Here is a 22,020-nt window from a genome sequence, read left to right on the forward strand (position 1 = left end):
GCAAAGGCAATATATTGATGTGCCTTATCTGTTGGAATGCTCGTTCCATCAGTTTGAAAAAACTCAACTTTCCCGTGGGTAGGTAATGAAAATTGGGCTAAAATCTTTAATAAGGTGCTTTTTCCGGTGCCATTGGGCCCTACTAGCGCATAAGACTTACCTGAGGAATATGTCCCACGTAGTTTTTTGAAGATCCATTCTTTACGGAATTTTTTCTCAACATCAGTTGCAATGATCTTCATAGGCTATTTACCCTTTCATGATGCCACGTTCGGAATCGCGAACGAAATTGATTATTTCATCGCGGTAGGCCGATGCGGGAATATGTTCTTCGATTTGCGTAAGTGCTTCTTGGTTATTTAATCCCTTTTGGTAAATGTAGCGATAGGTTTCTTGGATCTCAGCAACTTGCTCATCGCTAAATTCACGTCTACGTAACCCTATGGAATTGATTCCTGCATAAGAAAGTGGTTCACGCCCAGCTTTCGTAAATGGTGGTACATCTTTGCGGACTAAAGATCCGCCTGAAATCATGACATGCCGACCAATGTGCGCGAATTGGTGTACAGCTGAAGAACCACCTATGATTGCATAATCACCCATAATTACATGGCCAGCTAATTGCACGGCATTTGCTAAAATACAGTGATTGCCGATTTGGCAATCATGCGCTACATGGACATAAGCCATGATTAGGCAGTTTTGACCGATCACCGTTTTAAGTTTGTCGGCCGTTCCACGATTAACCGTTACGCATTCACGAATGGTTGTGTTATCGCCAATCTCAGCAGTTGTCGTTTCGCCACCAAATTTTAAATCCTGTGGTATCGCTGATATAACGGCACCTGGGAAAATGCGCACATTTTTACCGATTCGGGCTCCTGGATAGATGGTTACATTGGAACCAATCCACGTTCCGTCTCCTATTTCAACATCAGCATGAATGACTGAAAAAGGCTCAATGGTTACATTGGTGCCAATTTTAGCTTCTGGATGGATGACAGAAAGTGTTTGCATATAATTTACCTAAGATTTTTTAACAAGACTTGCTGTCATTTCAGCCTCGCATACTACTTGGCCAGAAACGTATGCTTTACCGATCATTTTGGCAATACCTCGACGAATCGGTGCCGTTAATTCACATTTAAAGATGACGGTATCACCGGGAATGACTGATTTTCGGAATCGGCAGTTTTCGATGCCAACTAAATAAGGCCAGTAATTTTCGGGATCTGGTACGGAACTTAATACTAAAATACCACCTGTTTGCGCCATCGCCTCGATTTGCATAACGCCTGGCATGACCGGATTATTGGGAAAGTGTCCCATGAAATAATTCTCATTCATGGTTACATTTTTCACGCCGATTACACTATTGTCGTCCAAATAAATGATTTTATCAATCATTTGAAAAGGATAACGATGGGGGAGTAATTCGTAGATTCGCTGATGTGAGAAGATCGGAGGCTGCTTTTGATCGTAAATAGGAACATTATTTTTCTCCGCTTCTAACATTAATTTCTTAATCTTTTTAGCCAATTCTATATTGGATGCATGACCTGGACGGGACGCTAAAATCTGCGCTTTGATCGGTCGGCCTACTAACGCCAAATCTCCCATCACATCCAATAATTTATGGCGTGCCATTTCATTTGAGTAATGCAAACTGGTATTGTTCATGATACCGGCATCTTTTGAAATGGAAACTTGTGGTTTGCCTAGAACTTTGGAAATATGACCTAATTCTGCTTCGGTGTAATCGCGATCTGCGATGACAATGGCGTTATTTAAATCCCCTCCTTTAATCAAACCTGAATTATAAAGTGCTTCTAACTCATGCACAAAACAGAAAGTCCGGCACATGGAGAAATCTTTTTCAAATTGGGACACATGCGATAGGTTGGCATGTTGGCTCGACAAAAACTTCGAATTATAATCCACCATTACCGCGATGCGGTAATCGTTTAGTGGCAAAGCTGCTAATTCAATTCCTTTATCTAAGTCTTTAAATCGCACTTCTTCAGGTAATTCAAAGAATTTACGGTGTGCTTCTTGTTCAATAGGTTCGGCATCGCGTAAGGCTTCAACGAATTTTATTGAGCTTCCATCCATGATTGGAGGTTCGGGCCCATCTAATTGAATTAAAATATTGTCAATTTCAAGACCTACCATGGCAGCTAAAACATGCTCAACGGTATGGATACGCGCACCATTATGTTCGATTGTCGTACCACGCGACGTATCTACTACATAGTCGACATCAGCATCTGCGATCGGCTGACCCGGTAAATCTACGCGTTGGAATTTAATTCCGTGATTTGCTGGAGCTGGCAAAAATGTCATATTTGCTACGACACCTGTATGCAAGCCTACGCCGGATAAGGATACTAATTTGGTAATGGTATGTTGCTTATTATACATAAGAAAGTAAGCCTATTTAATATTTTTTATTTGATCAAATAATTCGGGTAGTCGGCGAATTAACGCACTTCTTTTTAAGTATTCTGCATTATTCATGGCCGGATAGCCACCTAGTGTTTGTCCGGGTAGCTTGACCGATTTAGTTATTCCTGCACGTCCCATGATAATGGTTTTTGGTGCGATAACAAGGTGTCCAGCTATTCCTGCTTGGCCTGCAATAAGGCAATATTCGCCTATTTTTGACGAACCAGAAATGCCCACCTGAGATGCAATGGCAGTATGTGCACCTATTTCTACATTATGAGCAATTTGAACTAGATTATCGATTTTGACACCTGTACGAATGAACGTAGAACCCATGGTTGCGCGATCTATCGTGGTATTTGCGCCTATACTGACGTTATCTTCAATGACCACATTTCCAAGTTGGGGAATTGCTTTGAACGATCCATCTGCTTGTGGTGCGTGCCCGAAGCCATCGGAACCGATTACCGCATTGGAATGAATGACTACATGATTGCCAATGATCGTGTCGTTGTAAATTACAACACCCGGATAAATGATGCAATTTTCGCCTATGTGTACGTTTTTGCCAATGCTAACGCGGTCGTGAATGCTCGTATTGTCTCCTATGCTTGAATTGGAGTTGATGAAAGCGAATTGGCCAACAAATATTGATTTACCTAGTTTGACACCTGCGGCGATAGCGGATTGCGATTGAATGCCTGTTTCGCGTTCAGCTGTCATTTCTTGGTATTTCTGTAATAGGATTGTAAATGCCACATAGGGGTCATCTACGCAAATGAGAGTGGTTTTAACAGCTTGTTTTAATGCCAAATCTTTGGAAACAATGACAGCTGTGGCATTGGTTTCGTATAAATATGATTCGTATTTGGGATTTGAAAGAAAGGATATACTTCCAGCTTTGCCTTCTTCGATTTTGTCAAAGCCTGTAATGAATAGAGAACCATCGCCTGATACTGTGCCTTGGAGGATTGTCGCTATTTGGTCAACAGTAAATTTCATGCGTGATGAATATTGGCTTAGGTGAAAAATATCAATTTAAGAACTCAATTCGCCTTGCAAATATACGCTCTTTGGGCAACAAAAATAGTATTTTTTTACAATCTTACTTAATGCTTGGATGGTTGGTAAATCAGAAGCCTCTGCTAACTCGACCACTTGCCCTAGTTTATCGACGATCTTGATGGTATTATCGCCTTGCACATACGCTGAATTGCTGGTTGTACCTTCGACAACAAAGTAAGACAACTCCTCTTCGTTTATTTTAAGGCGCTGTGTAATTTCTTGGGCAAGCTCGGTACGCTTCGATTTTGGGATAGGTTGCGTGCCCAATTTGCAGGTGAACAGTCGGCGCGAGAGGAAATCACCACATAATCGCGACAGAATAGGGTCCGTTGCATGCTTCCATTCTTTGATGGCGGCCCATACATCGTGATCGTCTAAATCCGTGAAAGCAAGCCATAGTTTATCGGTGCTTGCAAACTCTTCCCAGGTATAATCTTTCTTGAGGAAAGTCATGAGGGCGGAGGTGCATGTTAGTTTTTTACCCTCGTTCATGAGGGTTTTGGCCCGACGAAGTATTTGGATTAACATGGTTTCTGCGGCGATGGCTGTTTTGTGTAAATACACTTGCCAATACATCAGTCGGCGCGCCATTAAGAAATTTTCGATCGAATAAATTCCTTTTTCTTCCATCACCAAATTCTCGTCTTGCAGGTCAAGCATACTCAATAGGCGTTCGGAACCAATAAATCCTTCGCGTACGCCTGTATAAAACGAGTCACGGGAAAGGTAATCGAGACGGTCAACGTCCAGTTGGCTCGAAATCAATTGATGAAAAAATGGTCGTTCGTATTTTCCGCTAAACATATCGATGGCTAGCGTTAATCTGCCATCAAAATGTTCGTTCAGCTTTTTCATGAGGAGGTTGGATATCTCTTCGTGGTGAACGTGATTGAGTAGGGTATATTCTAGTACGTGTGAAAAAGGACCGTGGCCTACATCGTGCAAAAGTATAGCGATAGCGGCGGCTTCTTTTTCTTGGTCGGTGATCGTATAGCCTTTCGCTTGCAGATTCGCGAGTGCTTGATCCATTAGGTGCATGGCGCCGAGGGCATGGTGAAAACGGGTATGGTGAGCACCTGGATAGACAAATTCAGCAAGACCTAGTTGCTTGATTCGTTTAAGTCGCTGCACAAAAGGATGATCAATCAACTTGAGGATGAAGGGGTTATTGATCTTGATGAACCCGTAAATAGGGTCGTTAATAATTTTCGTTGGAAACATACACGTTAAAATATTACCCCAAATGTAGTTAGAAAGCCAATAATTAATTAATTTTGCACCACATTAGTTTTAGCTAATGCGGACTTGTAGCTCAGTTGGTTAGAGCACCTGACTCATAATCAGGGGGTCCATGGTTCGAGCCCATGCTGGTCCACGAAGACACTCATCTGAATAGGTGGGTGTTTTTTTTAGACGCTAGACGTCAGACTCTAGACGTCAGACCGATATAAATAAATATACGGCATCTCTAATGTCTAGCGTCTAACGTCTAAAGTCTAGATTGCGTCTATTTTTATTGATAACTCCACTTTTCCGCCTAATCCTAGTTCGACAATCTTTTGTAGCGTGGATAAGCGGACTTCTTTGATGTCATTTTCTAGCTTAGAAATATATGATTTCGTGGTTCCAGCTTTTTGAGCTAGTTCTTCTTGGGTAAGGCCTGCTTTTTTACGTGCTTCTTGCAATAAGATTCCCAACTTGAAATTTTCAAATCCCTGATCCAGTTTATCTCGTTTTTGAGTTCCTTTTGGACCATAATGTTTGTTGACAAATTGATCTAAAGTAGTTGTATTAGTTTTCGTTTTCATTTTCATTTTCATAAGCTTGTTTAATAGATATTGCCTTGTCAATTTCTTTTTGAGGTGTTTTTTGTGATTTCTTCTGAAATCCATTGATGAGAACAATCAACTTGCTCTCATCGAAAAAACAGAAAATTCGAAAAATTTCTGAACTGTATTGAATTCTTATTTCGTAAAGCCCCTTCCTTCCAGTTATGTGTTTTATATATTTTTCTGGAATTTGATTATGCGACTCGATCAATCTGATTGTTCAAATGATTTTATCTTGAACCTTTCTATTTTGAGCCAGATAAAACTCTTCGAAATAATGCTTGTAAAATCTATTGTTTAATTTTGTCCAATAAAATGGGTGCACCTCACACCTCGCGACTTTTAACTCCGGACTTTCGACTCCGGACTTATTTCTGACGTCCAGCGTCTGACGTCTAGCGTCTAGCTAACGTCTAGCATCTGACGTCTAGCGTCTAGCTAACGTCTAGTGTCTATAGAAAAAGCTAAATAACTATTCCCCTTCTTCGTCCCCAATTTCGTACCTCCACAAGCAATGACGATATACTGTTTCCCGTTTACTTGATAGGTGGCAGGTGTCGCGAATCCGGCGGCGGGAAGTTGTGTTTTCCAGAGGAGTTTGCCTGTGTGCCGATTGAAAATGCGGAACATACCATCTTTACTTGCGGCAATCATGAGCAAGCCGTTTTCCGTGATGATGGGACCTCCATAATTTTCCGTGCCGGTGTTTTTGATATTTTTGTTGGCCAACAAAGGTTCATCGCCAAACGGTATTTTCCAAAGGTATTTTCCCGTATTCATGTCAATGGCCTGAAGTGTTCCCCAAGGCGGTCCGATTGCCGGCAATCCTTGAGTATCTAAAAACTTGTTGTAACCCGTTATGCGGTAAGGAAGTACGGGGGTTTTTCCTTTGGTGGACACCACCTCTTTGGTTGTTTCTCCTGCTAAAAAATTAACTAATTCCTCCCGCGTTGCTTGATCAATTTGGGGAAATCCGGGCATCATTCCTTTGCCCTGAGTAATGATTTGACTCAAAAACACCTTGTTTCTGCGTTTGAATACCTCCGTGAGACTTGGGTATCCACTTGCTGGATTCCCTTGTAATTTATCCCCATGGCATGAGGCACAATACTGCGCGTATGTTTTTGATGCGGTCGGGGATGTCTGTTTGGTAGACACCATCGTTAGTATCCATGGCATCTCATTACTATTAATATATACAATTCCTTTTTTAGGATCTGCGCCCGCTCCGCCCCATTCGGCACCCCCATCAAAACCCGGCAAAATCAAATTGCCTTGTAGGGTAGGTGCTGCATGCCATCCCTTTTCGATTTGGCTAAATTTTTGACGGAGTTCTGATTGATTGTTGGCATACGGATTAATGTCTTTCGCCGTTATTTCGTCCGACTGCCTTGCGTACGGTTTAGGTAAAGTGGGCATCGGTTGTGTTTTCCAAGCGTGTTCGCCCACGAGGGTTGAACCTTTTACCGGTCGTTCAATAATCGGGAAAAGTGGTTTCCCTGTAACACGATCAAAACAAAATACATAGCCTTGTTTCGTGACTTGAACCACTGCATCCACTGGTTTTCCACGATGAATCACGGTAATTAAATTAGGAGGTGCCGGTAAATCTCGATCCCAAACATCATGATGTGTTGTTTGAAAATGCCAAAGCCTCTTGCCTGTTCGCGCATCTAGCGCCAAAAGGCAATTGGCAAATAAATTACTCCCTTTTCTGTTCCCGCCATAAAAATCAAATCCCGCTGAGCCTGTCGGAACATATAGAATACCACGTTTCTCATCTAAAGCCATGCCCGACCAATTATTAGCTGCGCCTGTGTACTCATTTTTATAGGCATCTTTTGGAAAGGTTTCATATCCATATTCACCTGGATAGGGGATCGTATGAAATGTCCAAGCAACTTTTCCCGTGTAAATATCATAGGCGCGAATATCGCCTGGTGCCGCGTCAGCTCCCTCCGAAAGGCGCAACGGCATGACGATTATATTCTCAAAAACAGTTCCTGGTGTATTCGAAATAATGAATTTATTTTGCGCGATGGCAGGTAATCCGGTATGTAAATCTACTTTTCCCTTGTTGCCAAATGTGTCAATGGGCTTTCCTGTTTTCGCATCTAAAGCCCAGAGATTGGGGCCAACGGTATAGAGTATACGACCTTTGGCAAAACTAACACCGCGTGAAGTACTTGCCCCGTTTTTCAACGGATCCCCAAATCGCCAGATTTCTTTCCCTGTAGCAGCATCCAAGGCAAAGGCCTGCACGGATGCGGAAACCCCGTATAAAACTCCATCCACGATGATGGGATTCGCCTGTATTTGGCCTGAATCTGGTAAAGAATAGGTCCATGCAACTTGCAAATCTTTGACATTTTCAGGTGTGATTTGATTTAATGTGGAGTAATGATTCCGATCCGGACCACCCAAATATGAGGCCCACTGGGTGTAATCTGTGTCTTTTTGCATCCAAGCAAGGAGTGCGAGTGCAATGAGAAGCGAAAGTGGGAAATGTAATTTCATAGGCCAACTGTCCTACTATATCTAAGGACTGTTATTTTGAATATTAAAATAGATTTGTAGCTTGCTTTCAAATCTAGACCTTGAAATTTATGAAAATTCTGTTTCAGAAATTGTTCGACTCGAACTTTTTTATTTTTTCCAACTGAAGCTTCTATCTTTTTTGTGCACATTTAGATTTAGAAAAATTTAATTACAGCTCTAATTATAAGGTATGGGATCGTTATTGGGATTATTTTTTCATTCATTGGGTGGTTTCGCCTCAGGCTCATTTTACATACCCTATCGAAAAATTCTTGTGTGGTCTTGGGAGAGTGCTTGGCTTGTTGGCGGTGTATTTTCCTGGTTGATTGTACCCATAATTGCCGCTTATTTAACTATTCCAGATTTTATGGTGATTATCCAACAAGTTGATTCGGATGTATTTTTCTGGACGTTTACGTTCGGAATTTTGTGGGGAATTGGAGGCTTGACTTTTGGATTAGCGATGCGCTATTTGGGTATGTCGCTGGGTATGTCTATTGCCTTGAGTTTGTGTAGTATTTTCGGAGCGTTGGTTCCGCCCATTTACCGTGAATTTGCGGGTGTAAAAGGTGACACGATTTCGCATATTGTGGGTAGTTCAGGTGGTCAGGTTGTTTTGCTAGGTATTTTGGTATGTGTTTTTGGTATCTATTTATGTGGTAAGGCGGGCATGATGAAAGAGGGGGAATTATCTACAGAACAAAAGCAGGAAACAATTAAGGAGTTTAGTTTAATGAAGGGATTGATTGTGGCGACGATTTCAGGATTGTGTAGTGCATGTTTTAATTTTGGGATAGAGGCGGGAAAAGATATGGCGGGTGCCGCTGTGGCCAATGGCTGTGATCCCTTGTTTCAAAATAATGTTATTTTTATCGTCGTACTTTGGGGTGGTTTTTTAACCAATTTCGTGTATTGTATGTATTTGAATTTTTCGAATAAGACTTTTGGTGATTATTTGAATGCCAAAGCACCGCTTCGAATGAATTATTTATTCGCGGCAGTTGCCGGGACGACCTGGTTTTTGCAGTTCTTTTTTTATGGAATGGGGGAAAGTAAATTAGGTAATGGTGCTAGTTCATGGATTTTGCACATGGCAACCATCATTATGACTTCTAATTTTTGGGGCTTATATTTTAAAGAGTGGAAGGGTGTTTCATTTAAAACCTTTCGAACGGTGATATCAGGTATCTTGGTAATTTTGATTTCGGTTATCATCGTAGGTATAGGTAATTCCATGACTGATTAACTATGTTAAAACTGATTAATATTGATGTATTTTCCTCAACGCCCAAATATCGGCAGTTGGCAAATTCCATTATCAAAGGAATCCAATCTGGTCAGATTAAACAAGGTGATGTTCTACCTTCGATTAATGAATTAAGCTTTGAGCATTATATTTCGCGGATTACGGTGGAGAAGGGATATAATTATTTGAAGTCCTTGGGTATCGTAGAATCGGTTCGAGGCAAGGGCTTTTTCGTGAGCGTCGGCGGCGTCCCCCCTAATTTTCGCATCTTTTTGTTATTCAATAAGTTATCTGTTCATAAAAAAATTATTTATGATTCCTTTGTGGCCGCTATGGGGCCTGGGGTAGGTATTGACTTTTACATTTACAATAATGATTTTAATTTATTCAAGCGAATTGTATCGAAGCGTGAATTAGACTATTCTCATATTGTTATTATTCCTCATTTCATGGAGGGTGACTCCATCGCGGTTGATTTCATTAATTCGTTGCCGAAGGATAAACTCATTTTGGTGGATAAATTAATTCCGGGTATTCAAGGTTCGTATGGTGCCATTTATGAGGATTTTGAAAATGATATTTATAAAACGTTGGTGGAAGCGAAAGATGCACTAATGAAATACCAAAAAGTGCAACTTGTGTTTCCGCTATCTAGTTATTATTCCATTGAAATCTTACGTGGTTTTGAGCACTTTTGCCGTGACTTTGCATTTGAGTTTGCTGTCGTGGAACATGCTGAGCCTGAAGCGGGTAGCGTTTACATAATGGTTATGGAAGATGATTTAATAGATATATTGGATAAAATCAAAGAAAAAAACCTAACGCTTGGTAAGGAAGTAGGGTTGATTTCTTATAATGAAACTCCGATCAAGCGACTCTTATTTGAGGGAATTTCAACGATATCTACTGATTTCGTAAAAATGGGCGAAACGGCAGCTGAGCTAGTGATTACCAATTCGCGCACAAAGATTACAAATCCATTCTCTTTCATTCGCCGCGCATCCTTGTAAGACGTGGTATTTACCAAATTTTATTTGGTAAAATTCTAATTTGGCAGTCCTATATCTTTGTATTTTCGGTAAAATAATAGCATTTTTGTAGCTTAATTTTAGTTAGAGCGCTTACATATTTAAATTATAGAAATGAGTAATTCTCCAAAAACCTTGTTTGATAAAGTTTGGGATTCCCATGTGATTCGGAAGATTGAAGATGGTCCGGATGTTTTCTTTATTGATCGTCATTTTATTCATGAGGTAACCAGTCCGGTTGCTTTTTTAGGTTTAAAAACACGTGGTATAGGTGTTATGTATCCTGAGCGTACGTTTGCAACGGCTGATCATAATACGCCTACAATTAACCAACACCTTCCTGTTGAGGATGCGTTATCGGCGAATCAATTAAAGCAATTAGCCACTAATTCTGCTAAGCATGGAATTACACATTGGGGTTTAGGTGATCCTAAAAATGGTATTGTGCACGTAGTAGGACCTGAAAATGGGATTACTTTGCCTGGATTTACGATTGTTTGTGGTGATTCACATACGTCAACTCATGGCGCGTTTGGTGCGATTGCATTTGGCATAGGTACATCAGAAGTTGAGATGGTTTTATCTTCTCAATGTATTATGCAACCTAAGCCTAAAAAGATGCGCATCAACGTAAATGGTGTTTTAGGAAAAGGTGTTACGCCCAAAGACGTCGCTTTATATATTATTTCAAAGTTGACAACATCCGGTGCGACAGGTTATTTCGTTGAATACGCGGGCGATGTGTTTGAAAATATGTCGATGGAAGGTCGAATGACGGTTTGTAATTTAAGTATTGAGATGGGGGCCCGTGGTGGAATGATTGCACCAGATCAGACGACATTCGATTATATCGAAGGACGTGAGTTAGCTCCTAAGGGTTCAGATTGGGATACGCAATTAGCTTATTGGAAAACATTAAATACTGACCAAGGAGCAACTTTTGACGAAGAAATTAATTTTAATGCTGCTGATATTGAGCCGATGATTACCTACGGAACTAATCCGGGAATGGGTATGGGTATCTCGAAGCATATTCCAAAAGCTACAGATGTAGAAGGTGGAGTAGCCACATATGCGAAGTCATTAGATTACATGGGATTCTCGGAGGATGATTCGATGATCGGCAAGCAAGTTGATTACGTGTTTATTGGTTCGTGTACCAATGGTCGGATTGAAGACTTTAGAGCGTTTGCATCGATTGTTAAGGGACGCAAAAAAGCGGATCATGTGACGGCTTGGGTAGTTCCAGGTTCACATATTGTGGAAGCACAAATTAAGGAAGAAGGTATTTTGGATATATTGACGGAGGCGGGATTTGTGTTGCGCCAACCGGGTTGTTCGGCATGTTTAGCCATGAATGATGATAAGATTCCAGCTGGAAAATATGCGGTCAGTACATCGAATCGTAATTTTGAAGGCCGACAAGGCCCTGGATCTCGTACGTTATTGGCAAGTCCATTAGTAGCTGCTGCGGCGGCAGTGACCGGAGTTGTGACAGATCCAAGACAATTTTTACAAGAATAAAAAGAGAGCAATATGGCTTACGATAGTTTTAGTGTTTTGACAAGTACGGCGGTTCCCATGCCTATTGAGAATGTGGATACCGACCAAATCATCCCAGCGCGTTTCTTGAAAGCAACGGAGCGTACAGGTTTCGGTGATAATTTATTTAGAGATTGGCGTTACGATAAAAACGATCAGCCTAAGGCGGATTTCGTTTTGAATAACCCAACCTATTCAGGAAAGATTTTGGTGGGAGGGAAGAACTTCGGTTCAGGATCTTCACGTGAGCATGCAGCTTGGGCGATTTATGACTACGGTTTTCGTTGTGTTGTATCGTCTTTCTTTGCAGATATTTTTAGAGGTAATTCGATTAACGTAGGTATTTTGCCAGTTCAAGTTTCACCTGAATTTTTGCATCAAATTTTTGAAGCCATTGAAAAAGATGCTAACTCTGAATTAGTAGTGGATTTACCAGCGCAAACAATTACGATTGCGTCAACAGGTGCTTCGGAATCTTTTGAGATTAATGGCTACAAGAAACATAATTTATTAAATGGTTTCGACGACATTGATTACCTACAAGCGATGAAATCAGAGATCGCAGCTTTTGCAACTAATCGCTAATCAGATGCGTCATATTGAAATCATGGATACCACCCTTCGGGATGGGGAGCAGACAAGTGGTGTATCTTTTTCAGCTACCGAGAAGTTAACAATTGCCCAATTGTTATTGACTGAATTAAAGGTCGATCGCATTGAGATTGCGTCAGCGCGTGTCTCTGAAGGTGAATTTCAAGCGGTAAAAAAAATCACATCCTGGGCCAATTCAGTTGGTTATCTAGATCGTGTCGAAGTTCTGACATTTGTGGATGGTGGTACTTCAGTCCAGTGGATGGCAGATGCGGGAGCGAAGGTGATGAATTTATTGACTAAGGGGTCATTGAATCATTTACAACACCAATTGAAAAAAACGCCGGAACAGCATTTTGCTGAAATCGAAGAAACTATTCGGTTGGCAATTTCAAATGATCTTTCTGTTAATGTTTACTTAGAGGATTGGAGTAACGGCATGCGTAATTCGAAGGATTACGTATTACAATATTTAGACTTTTTGACTCAATTACCCATAAAGCGTGTTTTACTACCTGATACGTTAGGTGTGTTAACACATTGGGAAACAGCAGCTTATGTAAAAGAGTTGGTTGATCGTTATCCCACTACCCATTTTGATTTTCATGCACATAATGATTATGATTTAGGTACAGCGAATGCCTTAGAAGCTGTCCGAAATGGTGTGCATGGTTTGCATTTGACGGTTAATGGCATGGGAGAACGCGCAGGTAATGCGCCTTTAGCTTCTGTGATTGCGGTATTAAATGATTACCAGAAAGACATCAAAACGTCCGTTTGCGAAAAATCATTATACACCGTAAGTAAGTTGGTGGAATCTTTTTCTGGTTTCCGAATCCCCGTAAACAAGCCAGTGGTAGGTGAAAACGTATTTACCCAAACAGCTGGGATCCACGCAGATGGAGACAAAAAGAACAATCTATATTTTAATGAATTGATGCCGGAGCGTTTTGGCCGTGCGCGTAAATATGCGTTGGGTAAAACATCTGGAAAAGCAAATATTGAGAATAACTTGTCGGCACTAGGCATTCAGTTATCCGACCAAGATTTAAAGAAAGTTACTCAGCGCATCATTGAATTGGGTGACCGAAAAGAGGTTGTTACGCAAGATGATTTGCCGTATATCATTTCGGATGTATTGGATTCTAATACAATTGAAGAACGTGTTCAGGTATTGAATTATGTGTTAACGCATTCCAAAGATTTACGTCCTTCTGTGACTCTAAAGATTTCCGTTGATGGAGAGATATTTGAGGAGCATGCGCAAGGGGATGGTCAATATGATGCATTTATGCATGCATTGGCTATTATTTTCGAGAAAAAGGGACAGAAATTAGCGCAATTGACCGACTATGCTGTTCGTATTCCTCCTGGAGGAGAATCAGATGCGTTGTGCGAGACGATTATTACGTGGTCATTTAATGGGCGCGAGTTAATCACACGTGGCTTAGATAGTGACCAAACTGTGTCTGCCATTAAGGCGACACAAAAAATGTTGAATTTGATTTAATTTATATCATGGCAAAAAAACATATCCTAATTGTTCCAGGTGATGGAATTGGACAAGAAGTAACGGAAGTAGGTAAAAAAGTATTAGAGAAAATTGCGGCTAAATTTGGTCATGATTTTACGTATGATGAGGCATTAATTGGTCACGTGGCGATTGAGGCGACAGGAGATGCATTACCAGCGGAGACCTTGGAAAAAATGAAGGCTTCGGATGCTGTGTTGTTTGGTGCGGTAGGTCATCCAAAATATGATAATGATCCATCTGCGAAGATTCGTCCGGAGCAAGGATTATTGAAGATGCGTAAAGAGCTAGGTTTGTATGCGAATCTACGCCCGATTAAATTATTTGATGAGTTATTATCTGCTTCAAGCATTAAGCCTGAAATCTTAAAGGGAGCTGACATTTTGTTTTTCCGTGAATTGACGGGAGATATTTATTTCGGTGAAAAAGGACGTAAGAACAATGGCGATACGGCCTATGATGTAGCAGAATATAGTCGTTACGAAGTAGAGCGTATTGGTCGCAAAGCATTTGAGGCTGCTCGTACACGGAAGAAACATTTAGTTTCAGTAGACAAGGCAAACGTGTTGGAGTCTTCGCGTTTATGGCGTGAAGAGATTCAAAAGTTGGCCTTAGCATATCCAGACGTAACGGTTGAATACCAATTTGTGGATGCCACAGCGATGTTGTTAATCAAGGATCCAAAACGTTTTGACGTGGTGGTTACAGCCAACTTATTCGGTGATATTTTAACGGATGAGGCGTCTCAAATTGCTGGATCAATGGGTATGTTGGCTTCTGCTTCTATCGGTGATGGAACGGGTGTTTATGAGCCTATTCACGGTTCTGCGCATGATATTACAGGAAAAGGCTTAGCTAATCCAATGGCCTCTGTGTTGTCGGCAGCCTTGTTATTAGACATTTCGTTTGGTATGAAAGCAGAATCCGAAGCAGTGATTAGCGCTGTGGACCAAGTATTGAAGAAAGGTTTCCGCACGGGAGATATTGCGGATGCGTCTACGGATAAATCAATGATCTTAGGTACCCAAGCGATAGGTGAGGAAATCTTGAAGTTGATTTAATCTTTAAATTTTATTTCTAATTTTAAGGCCTGCGACATATTTCGCAGGCCTTATTTTTTTTGTCTATGCGTATTTTATTCTTTCTGCTTGTTTCATGCAGTGTTTTTGCCCAACAAACCATTCAGGTGACTGATTTACTAAAAATTAAAACAGTGGGGAAACCTGCGTTTTCGCCGGATGGTAAATCAGTTTTATACACGGTTACTTCGATTGAAGATGATGCAGAGAAGAAGGGCGATTTTGTCTATCAAACACATTTATATGTGGCAGATTTGGCTACTAAGACGAACCGTCCCCTGACGGCTGGAAAGTTTAGTATTTCCAATCCTTCATGGAGTTCGGATGGTCGGAGTATTCTTTTCTCTCGCGATATGGGCGCTAAATCACAGGCTTATATATTGTCACTCGCTGGTGGTGAGCCTATAGCGGCCACTAATTTTTCCTCAGGGGTTCAAAACCCAGTTTGGTCAAAGGCTGGTAATGCGGTGTTTTTTCAATCTTCGATTTCATTGAAGGATTTTTATACCGATACTACGTGGAATAAAGCGAAGAGTCGGCCTGCATGGACGCTTGAAAAACCGGGAATTGCTTCGGCTAATTATGTACCTCAGGCAAAAGCGAATCCGAACGGAAGTTTAGAGGAGATTCGTGCGTATTTGGCACAAAACGAAAAAGATAAAAAGGCTAAAGTCATTAATCGTATTCAGTTTCAAGGGGAGACGACTACTTCGGGAGAAATCATGTTATCGGCACTGTTTATGCAGCCGACTACCCCAGGTTCGAAGCCTATTCAAGTAAATAATCCATTTCATCGTTGGTCAGATTGGGAGCAAATGAATGCGAATGAATTACTGGTTATTTTGCCTGCGGATAGTTTGACGCATCCAGATAAGGCATTAGAAAGTCAAATTGTTTCGTTTGATATGCGTTCTAAAATGTATAAATCAGTTTTAATTAAGTCTGGTTATCGGTATTCAAATCTTAGTCTAAGTACTCAAGGCGACCAATTGGCCTTTTTTGAATCTAAGGTTAGTGGTGTTGCTAATTCCGTTTTAAAAATATTGAATTTTAATTCGGGTATTATTCAGACGGTGAATTTAGATCGGGTGATTACGCAAGTAAAATGGTCTTCGGATGACGCTAAATTATTTCTAACACCACAAGATCATGGTGCCGTGCCTATCATTTCATACACGGTGGCTACCCAACAATTTGAAACGTTGACTTCCATGGTAGATGGCGTATTGGGATTTGATTTTAATGGCAGTGATTTTGTTTATACTAAAACAGGGATCACGAATCCGTCTGAATTATATCTTCTTTCGCAGGGTAAGGAAACGCAATTTACGAGCCTGAATTCTGGTTGGTTAGCATCTAAGACTTTATCGAAGGCAGAAAAACATGTGTTTACGAATGCCAAAGGTCAAGTTGTTGATTATTGGGTAATGAAGCCAATTGGCTATGTGGCAGGTAAGAAATATCCACTAGTTACTGAAATTCATGGAGGACCTACAGCGATGTGGGGTACGGGTGAGTCAAGTATGTGGCATGAATTTCAATATTATGCGGCTCAGGGAATGGGGATTGTCTATTGCAATCCGCGTGGTAGTGGTGGGTATGGAACGTCATTTATGGCTAGTAATGTGAAAGATTGGGGAGCGGGACCGATGGCAGATGTGATGAAAGCTACTGATTTAGCCATTAAAGAAGGTTGGGCAGATACGACGCGTTTAGCAGTTACAGGAGGTTCCTATGCAGGTTATCTTGTGACTTGGATTGTTGGTCATACCAATCGATTTAAAGTTGCTGCTTCACAGCGTGGCGTATATGAATTGTCAACGTTTTTTGGAGAGGGCAATGCGTGGCGTTTGGTGCCCAATTATTTTGGTGGGTATCCGTGGGAAAAAGCAACACGTGCTATATTAGACCGCGAATCACCGTTGACCTATGTGGCTAATATCAAAACACCGCTGATTATTTTCCATGGTGAAAATGACTTACGTACAGGTGTGATTCAAAGTGAGATGTTATATAAGAGTTTGAAGCAATTGGGCCGCGAGGTTGAATATGTGCGTCATCCAGGTGCTTCGCATGAAATTACGCGTGCGGGTAACAATCGCCAACGGATCGATCAAATGTTACGGACGTGGGAGTTTTTTGCTAGATATTTATAAAAATGCGGCTGCATTTTTATAAATATCTAGTCGCTAGTCATTAGTCGCTAGTCCAGTAATGATATCTACATCAATAACTAGCGACTAGTGACTAACGTCTTTTGTCTAACGTCCAGCGTCTAACGGTCTAACGTCTAATTAAAATACCTCCAATCCTCATTCCCCTTTACCTTCAGTAAAGATTGATAGATCAATTCAATTACCGCCTCCATATCGCTTTTGGCAATTGTTTCAACGGTTGTATGCATGTATTTTAAGGGCAATGAAATCAAGGCAGAAGCAACACCTTCTGTTGCATAGGCAAACGCATCGGTATCCGTTCCAGTGGAGCGTGAAACGGCTTGACGTTGGAAGTCAATGTTGTTTTCTTTCGCTACATCAATGATAAAATCACGCACATTATTTTGAACCGCTGGTCCATAGCAAATAACTGGCCCTTTTCCGCACGACATATCACCTTGGATTTTCTTGTTATACATGGGTGATTGCGTGTCATGTGTCACATCTGTAATAAATGCCAAATCCGGTTTCAAGCGGCGAACAATCATTTCTGCTCCGCGTAGGCCAATTTCCTCTTGTACGGAATTAACAACGTATAATGTAAAGGGTAGTTTTACTTTATTTTCTTTAAGTTTTTTGGCTACTTGTGCAATCATGTATCCACCAATGCGGTTGTCAAGGGCACGGCCAACTAAATATTTTCCGTTCAATTCGGTGAGGCCATCTTCAAACGTAACTACGGTGCCAACGTGAATACCCATTTCCTCTACTTCTTTCTTATTCGATGCACCGCAGTCGATGAATATATCATCTATCGTAGGGGCTTTGTCTTTAGCAAGGTCACGAACGTGGATAGCAGGCCAACCGAATATGCCTTTTACCACTTTGTCTTTTGTGTGGATATTAGCACGCATAGATGGTGCAATTAGTGCATCTGATCCCCCATTCCGACGTAAAAACAGGTAACCATTATCATCAATGTAATTGACAAACCAAGATATTTCATCCGCATGTGCTTCGATAACTACCTTGTAGGGCTGACCAGGATTAATTACACCCACGGCAGTTCCATAGGTATCAATGATTTTTTCATCGATGTAAGGCTTGATATATTCTAACCATATCTCTTGGCCCGAAGATTCAAACCCGGTGGGAGATGCGTTGTTCAGGTAGGTATATAAAAATTCGTTGGCTGCTTTTGGCATATATTTTACTTATTGTTTGAGTGCGCAAATTACGAAACATGTGGTAAAAACTATTTTTGTTTTTCGATTATTTCATTTCAAATTAATCGTGAATTTTATGGTTTAAAGGAGATAAATCGTATTTTTGAAAGTTACAAATAGCCAAAGTCAAAAATAATCTAGTGATGAAAAAAATAGCTGTATTTACATCGGGTGGTGATGCCCCAGGTATGAACGCATGTATTCGAGCAATCGTACGTGGTGCTGCTTATCACGGTGTGGAAGTTTACGGTATTGTGCGCGGTTACAATGGAATGATCAAAGGTGATATTATTCCTCTAAATTCGCAGTCGGTAAGTAACATCATTCAGCGCGGGGGGACAATTTTAAAATCAGCACGTTCAAAAGAATTTATGACTTCAGAAGGTCGTCAAAAAGCTTACGATCAGTTAAAAGAAAAAGGAATTGAAGGATTAGTAGCGATTGGAGGAAATGGAACATTTACAGGAGCTGAGATTTTTTTTAATGAGTATAAAATACCAACTGTAGGTGCACCGGGTACAATTGATAATGATTTATACGGTACGGATTATACGATTGGTTTTGATACAGCTGTAAACACAGCTTTAGATGCAATTGATAAAATTAGGGATACGGCAGATTCACATGACCGTGTCTTTTTTATTGAGGTTATGGGACGTGATTCAGGTTATATCGCGGTTCAGTGTGGAATTGCTGGAGGTGCTGAAGCGTTGTTAATTCCAGAAAATTTAACGCCTATTGATGAAGTTGTGACGATTCTTAATACGGGTTTTGCTAAGCAAAAATCATCTTCTATTGTTATTGTTGCCGAAGGTGATGAAGAAGGTAATGCGCAAGTTGTTGCCAAGAAAATTAAAGAAAAAATGGGTAACGTAATCGATATTCGTGTAACTACATTGGGACATATCCAGCGTGGAGGAATCCCAACAGCCTATGACCGTATACTTGCCTCACGCCTTGGACTCGGTGCTTTAGAGGGTTTATTGCGTGGAGAAAAGAATGTGATGGCAGGTGTAATTAATAATCAGTTAGTTTATACGCCTTTTCATGATACGATCACAAAGAAAAAACCAGTATCAGAGGATTTGATTCGTATGGTTGAAATTTTATCAACCTAAGCATATCCACTAAGCTTATAAATCACTAAGCCAAATACCTCTCTAACCAGTTGGGAAAATCGTGCCAAATGATTTTCTGAAGGCATTAACCATTCAAGGACACCCATCGGGCTGTCCTTTTTTTTATGATCCACTGGATAAGCCACTGGATTTAAGCCGACTTTTTCAAAGCAAGCTAGCGAACGGCGCATATGCGCTGCGGAGGTAATTAGTAATATGGGGTCACGTGTTTCACGTAAGATTATTTGTGTATAAGTTGCGTTTTCTCGCGTATTTCGAGCTTTTCCTTCTTGGATAATATCAGATGAATCCACACCCATAGCATGCATGAATTTAGCTGCTTGTGCAGTTTCGCGAATTTGATCTGTTCGAAGACCCTTTATGCTTGTGTCACCGCCTGTAATGATGATTTTAGTTATAACACCCGACTTATAGAGTAAAATCGGTTGCAACATGCGATCTGCAGTTTCACCCACATTGATTCTTTGTGGATCCTCTTGTGGATTCTTGATAAAACCACCTCCGAGCACAACTCCGTAGGTGAATTTTTGATTGGGTTTAAGGATTGTTTGAGGTAGTTCATACCAACGATACAACTGATTGACAAAATACCCGTTGGTGAATAGCACCATCATCCCCAAACTCAAACTTAATATTTTGGTATTTTTCTTCCAAATTCCAATGATTAAGCTAATTAAAATCCAACTAATTGGTAAAAGTATAAAATCGATAATTTTCGATAGCGTAAAAAACATTGTAAATTTCGTTTCGTAATAAGTTTCAATTTATTCTAATTATATGAAATTCATCTTATCCTGCTGCCTATTTTTCCTTCTTGCTGGAGGTGCTCTCGGTCAAAAAACAGCTACTTATGAGATTAAGGGTACAATTAAAGGTTTAAAAAATGTTGATGTTTATTTGGCGCATTATTTTGGTTCGACCCAACAAGTCATTAAAGATACAGCGCGGGCGAATGAGTTAGGTCAATTTACATTTCAGGGGAAGGAAGAATTAGCCAAAGGATTGTATTTAGTTAGTTTTTCGGGAAACAAATATTTGGATTTAATTATTGGTTCGGATCATTTTAGTTTCGAGACCGATACATTGGATGTGGTTACACATATGAAAGTGATTGGTTCGGAAGAGAATGCGGCGTTTTATATGTTTCAACAAGAAATGTTTAAACAATATCAGACCTTACAAAAGCTCACGGATGCGCAGCAAGTAGAGGCGTCTAAAAAACGAATTGTAGCCTACCAAAAGGAGTGGATGCTAAAGAATCGATCATTATTTGTATCCAAATTAATTAAGGCCACTTTTGAGCCTGAAATACCTCCCTATAAAAATCCTGTTAAGAACGCAGTTGATAGTGCTTCGTTGTATAAATTTCAATTTTCATTTTACAAAAAACACTATTTTGATAATATTGATTTGAATGACGAACGATTTATTCGTACGCCATTCTTGCAGCGTAAAATCGAGAAATATTTTGAGGACTTGGTTGTGCAAGAATCAGATTCTATTAGCAAAGACACCGATGCATTATTAGCTAAAATAAAGCAAGTTGATGTGCGAAAATATGTCATTTATAAAATTGCTAGCACCTATGAAAACCACAATATTGTAGGTACTGATGGTGCTTTTGTTCACATAGCTGAGAAATATTACATCGGCGAACCTGCACTTTGGGATACGACAACAGTTCGTAAAATGAAGGAAAGATTGCTTATTATCAAGCCTTTGATTATTGGCAAAAAGATTCCAGAAATGGTATTAACCGATCCTGCGGGGAAACGACTTCTTTTGTCTACAGTTCCCAAAAACTACACGGTCGTTTTTATATACGATCCAGAATGTACTCATTGTAAAGAGGAGACTCCTAAATTGCTCCAACAAGAACTTTTTTTTAAAGAAAAAAATATAGGTGTTTTCGCCGCTAGTATTGTGCGTGACAAAACTTTATGGAAGAAGTTTATCGAGGAATTTAAGATTCAATCCTGGTATAATGGAATTGATATTCATTTAAATGTTAAGAGCGGGGTAGAGGAATACTATACAGATTTTAAGAATACGTTTGACGTGTATGCTACTCCGGTCATTTATGTGCTTGATAAATCAAAACGGATTATTGGAAAACGCATTCCTGCGGATAAAATTCAAGATTTTATCAACTTTTATGAGCGAAAAAAATAGTTAGTTGATTTTCTTTTTAACGTATTTTTTGTTTCTTATGACCTTTTTTACTTGATATTTTTTCCGGTATATTAAGTGTGTTTTCTGGTAAAATTTGGTGCTAAATTTAGGCATAGTCTCTAATTCCAGTGATCGGTAGGGAAGCAGCATGAGTTCGTTTTCAAAGCCAACGACTTTTAGTTTAACTTTCGCTAGACCCACTTTTTTTAGATTTATCATTCTTGCCGCAGCTTCTGTTAAATCAATGATTCGTCCTCGCTTATATGGTCCGCGATCATTAATGCGAACAATCACTGATTTCTTATTATATATATTAGTGACTTCAATAAGTGTATTAAATGGATATATGCGATGGGCAGCTGTATATGTATTTCTTTTTAATTTTTCTTGATTAGCGGTTTTTTTAGCGTAAAATTGGTTGGAGTAAAATGAA

At 40.2% G+C, this 22,020-nt stretch carries 20 protein-coding genes and 1 tRNA gene; 10 read left to right on the top strand and 11 right to left on the bottom strand.

Annotation, left to right across the window (positions count from 1 at the left end):
- The 5 genes from AC1W6K_RS10575 to AC1W6K_RS10595 form a co-directional block, all read right to left on the bottom strand.
- On the bottom strand, nt 1-242 hold a 242-nt coding region (locus tag AC1W6K_RS10575; RefSeq protein WP_481947457.1), incomplete at its 3' end, for an ATP-binding cassette domain-containing protein.
- Nucleotides 243-249: 7 nt separating this feature from the next.
- Nucleotides 250-1,017, bottom strand: a complete 768-nt coding sequence (lpxA, locus tag AC1W6K_RS10580; RefSeq protein WP_481719567.1) for an acyl-ACP--UDP-N-acetylglucosamine O-acyltransferase — start codon at nt 1,015-1,017, stop codon at nt 250-252.
- A gap of 9 nt (nt 1,018-1,026) precedes the next feature.
- Entirely contained in the window at nt 1,027-2,421 is a 1,395-nt protein-coding gene (locus tag AC1W6K_RS10585; RefSeq protein ID WP_481947458.1) for a bifunctional UDP-3-O-[3-hydroxymyristoyl] N-acetylglucosamine deacetylase/3-hydroxyacyl-ACP dehydratase, read from the bottom strand.
- Nucleotides 2,422-2,433: 12 nt separating this feature from the next.
- A complete protein-coding gene (lpxD, locus tag AC1W6K_RS10590) occupies nt 2,434-3,447 on the bottom strand; it encodes a UDP-3-O-(3-hydroxymyristoyl)glucosamine N-acyltransferase (RefSeq protein WP_481719565.1) in 1,014 nt (337 codons plus the stop codon).
- A 36-nt stretch (nt 3,448-3,483) separates the two neighbouring features.
- Nucleotides 3,484-4,731 carry an HD domain-containing protein gene (locus AC1W6K_RS10595; RefSeq protein ID WP_481947459.1) on the bottom strand — a complete coding sequence of 416 codons (1,248 nt, stop codon included), beginning with the start codon at nt 4,729-4,731 and terminating at the stop codon, nt 3,484-3,486.
- A gap of 80 nt (nt 4,732-4,811) precedes the next feature.
- On the opposite strand from AC1W6K_RS10595, the gene AC1W6K_RS10600 reads away from it, so the two are divergent.
- Nucleotides 4,812-4,885: transfer RNA gene (locus AC1W6K_RS10600), tRNA-Ile, on the top strand.
- A 121-nt stretch (nt 4,886-5,006) separates the two neighbouring features.
- Here AC1W6K_RS10600 and AC1W6K_RS10605 read toward each other — a convergent pair.
- The 3 genes from AC1W6K_RS10605 to AC1W6K_RS10615 all read right to left on the bottom strand — a co-directional run bounded on the left by AC1W6K_RS10605 (nt 5,007) and on the right by AC1W6K_RS10615 (nt 7,856).
- Nucleotides 5,007-5,318: a helix-turn-helix domain-containing protein gene (locus tag AC1W6K_RS10605; protein ID WP_481947460.1), complete on the bottom strand. Its 312-nt coding sequence runs from the start codon at nt 5,316-5,318 to the stop codon at nt 5,007-5,009.
- Entirely contained in the window at nt 5,302-5,550 is a 249-nt protein-coding gene (locus AC1W6K_RS10610; RefSeq protein WP_481947461.1) for a type II toxin-antitoxin system RelE/ParE family toxin, read from the bottom strand. Before AC1W6K_RS10610 ends, AC1W6K_RS10605 begins: the two co-directional genes overlap by 17 nt.
- A gap of 227 nt (nt 5,551-5,777) precedes the next feature.
- Nucleotides 5,778-7,856, bottom strand: a complete 2,079-nt coding sequence (locus AC1W6K_RS10615; protein ID WP_481947462.1) for an outer membrane protein assembly factor BamB family protein — start codon at nt 7,854-7,856, stop codon at nt 5,778-5,780.
- 211 nt (nt 7,857-8,067) lie between these two features.
- On the opposite strand from AC1W6K_RS10615, the gene rhaT reads away from it, so the two are divergent.
- The 7 genes from rhaT to AC1W6K_RS10650 all read left to right on the top strand — a co-directional run bounded on the left by rhaT (nt 8,068) and on the right by AC1W6K_RS10650 (nt 17,050).
- A complete protein-coding gene (gene rhaT / locus AC1W6K_RS10620; RefSeq protein ID WP_481947463.1) occupies nt 8,068-9,123 on the top strand; it encodes an L-rhamnose/proton symporter RhaT in 1,056 nt (351 codons plus the stop codon).
- Nucleotides 9,124-9,125: 2 nt separating this feature from the next.
- On the top strand, nt 9,126-10,133 hold the full coding sequence (locus AC1W6K_RS10625; RefSeq protein WP_481947464.1) for a GntR family transcriptional regulator: 1,008 nt from the start codon (nt 9,126-9,128) through the stop codon (nt 10,131-10,133).
- 132 nt (nt 10,134-10,265) lie between these two features.
- The gene (gene leuC, locus AC1W6K_RS10630) at nt 10,266-11,675 is read left to right on the top strand and encodes a 3-isopropylmalate dehydratase large subunit (protein WP_481947465.1); all 1,410 of its coding nucleotides are present in this window, start codon (nt 10,266-10,268) and stop codon (nt 11,673-11,675) included.
- A 12-nt stretch (nt 11,676-11,687) separates the two neighbouring features.
- On the top strand, nt 11,688-12,278 hold the full coding sequence (leuD, locus tag AC1W6K_RS10635; RefSeq protein WP_481721438.1) for a 3-isopropylmalate dehydratase small subunit: 591 nt from the start codon (nt 11,688-11,690) through the stop codon (nt 12,276-12,278).
- Between the two features lie 4 nt (nt 12,279-12,282).
- On the top strand, nt 12,283-13,794 hold the full coding sequence (locus AC1W6K_RS10640) for an alpha-isopropylmalate synthase regulatory domain-containing protein (protein ID WP_481947466.1): 1,512 nt from the start codon (nt 12,283-12,285) through the stop codon (nt 13,792-13,794).
- 8 nt (nt 13,795-13,802) lie between these two features.
- Nucleotides 13,803-14,876, top strand: a complete 1,074-nt coding sequence (leuB, locus tag AC1W6K_RS10645) for a 3-isopropylmalate dehydrogenase (RefSeq protein ID WP_481947467.1) — start codon at nt 13,803-13,805, stop codon at nt 14,874-14,876.
- A gap of 65 nt (nt 14,877-14,941) precedes the next feature.
- Nucleotides 14,942-17,050 carry a S9 family peptidase gene (locus tag AC1W6K_RS10650; protein ID WP_481947468.1) on the top strand — a complete coding sequence of 703 codons (2,109 nt, stop codon included), beginning with the start codon at nt 14,942-14,944 and terminating at the stop codon, nt 17,048-17,050.
- Between the two features lie 134 nt (nt 17,051-17,184).
- On the opposite strand, the gene AC1W6K_RS10655 is transcribed toward AC1W6K_RS10650, so the two are convergent.
- Nucleotides 17,185-18,255, bottom strand: coding sequence for a M42 family metallopeptidase (locus AC1W6K_RS10655; RefSeq protein ID WP_481721430.1), 1,071 nt, complete (start codon nt 18,253-18,255; stop codon nt 17,185-17,187).
- 164 nt (nt 18,256-18,419) lie between these two features.
- Here AC1W6K_RS10655 and pfkA point away from each other — a divergent pair, with 164 nt between their 5' ends.
- Nucleotides 18,420-19,394, top strand: coding sequence for a 6-phosphofructokinase (gene pfkA, locus AC1W6K_RS10660; RefSeq protein ID WP_481947469.1), 975 nt, complete (start codon nt 18,420-18,422; stop codon nt 19,392-19,394).
- Here the strand turns inward: pfkA and AC1W6K_RS10665 are convergent.
- Complete coding sequence (locus AC1W6K_RS10665) at nt 19,391-20,149, bottom strand: YdcF family protein (protein ID WP_481947470.1); 759 nt, start codon at nt 20,147-20,149, stop codon at nt 19,391-19,393. The two genes, pfkA and AC1W6K_RS10665, sit on opposite strands and share 4 nt — an antisense overlap.
- Before the next feature lie 43 nt (nt 20,150-20,192).
- Here AC1W6K_RS10665 and AC1W6K_RS10670 point away from each other — a divergent pair, with 43 nt between their 5' ends.
- The gene (locus AC1W6K_RS10670; RefSeq protein WP_481947471.1) at nt 20,193-21,587 is read left to right on the top strand and encodes a DUF4369 domain-containing protein; all 1,395 of its coding nucleotides are present in this window, start codon (nt 20,193-20,195) and stop codon (nt 21,585-21,587) included.
- Here the strand turns inward: AC1W6K_RS10670 and AC1W6K_RS10675 are convergent.
- The coding region (locus tag AC1W6K_RS10675; protein WP_481947472.1) for a septal ring lytic transglycosylase RlpA family protein at nt 21,588-22,020 on the bottom strand (433 nt) is incomplete at its 5' end.

The sequence above is a fragment of the Aquirufa sp. genome (assembly GCF_964796385.1).